Source organism: Stenotrophomonas sp. YIM B06876 (assembly GCF_030711595.1).
Taxonomy (GTDB): domain Bacteria; phylum Pseudomonadota; class Gammaproteobacteria; order Xanthomonadales; family Xanthomonadaceae; genus Stenotrophomonas.
This window is the reverse complement of sequence record NZ_JAUJUJ010000427.1, coordinates 1-675: the sequence shown is the minus strand read 5'-3', so window position 1 is coordinate 675 and position 675 is coordinate 1. Positions and strand designations below refer to the sequence as shown.

1 protein-coding gene is annotated in these 675 nt (G+C 69.5%); it reads right to left on the bottom strand.

Translation table 11 applies throughout. The features are described 5' to 3' along the window. Nucleotides 1-675: GMC family oxidoreductase N-terminal domain-containing protein (locus QZH66_RS17740; RefSeq protein ID WP_305807133.1), on the bottom strand; the 675-nt coding region annotated here is incomplete at both ends.

Sequence of the window (675 nt, the reverse complement as noted above, 5' to 3'; positions counted from 1 at the left end):
CGCCGGCTGCGCGACGATGCGGCGCGTGACGCGCAGCGACTCGGCCGCCACCTGCCGGTCTTCGGGCGTGCTCAGGTAGTTGGGCGCGATGGCGGGCGCGTCTTCGAAGCGGCCGCTTTTGATCTGCACCGTGCCGCGGCTCGTCGGGTTGAGGTTGCAGACGCTGGCGGTGAAGGCCGCAAAGCGGTGCAGCGGCTCGCCGAACGCATCGAGCGAAAGCGGCTGCACGTGGTATTCGAGGTTGGCGTGCGCCTGCTCGGGGCTGCTGCGCGTGAAGGCGCCGAGCTGCGACGGCGCCATGCTCATAGGGCCCGTGCGCTTGAGCGCGTATTCCAGGCCGATCCTGGCCTTGCCGAGCAGCGAGTGGGCCATGGTGTTGAGCGTGGGCACGCCCTGCACCTTGAATACGGCGCGGATCTGCAGATGGTCCTGCAGGTTGGCGCCGACGCCGGGCGTGTCCTGCAGCACTGCTATGCCATGCTGGCGCAGCAGCGCCGCCGGGCCTATGCCCGAGAGCTGCAGCAGCTGCGGCGAGTTGATCGAACCAGCGCTCAGGATGACCTCGCACTGCGCGTGCGCGGTGACCATCTCGTGGCCCGTCCAGACCTGCACGCCGGTGCAGCGGCGGCTGCCGTCGCCCTGGGTCTCAAAAACCAGCCGGGTGGCCTGGGCATT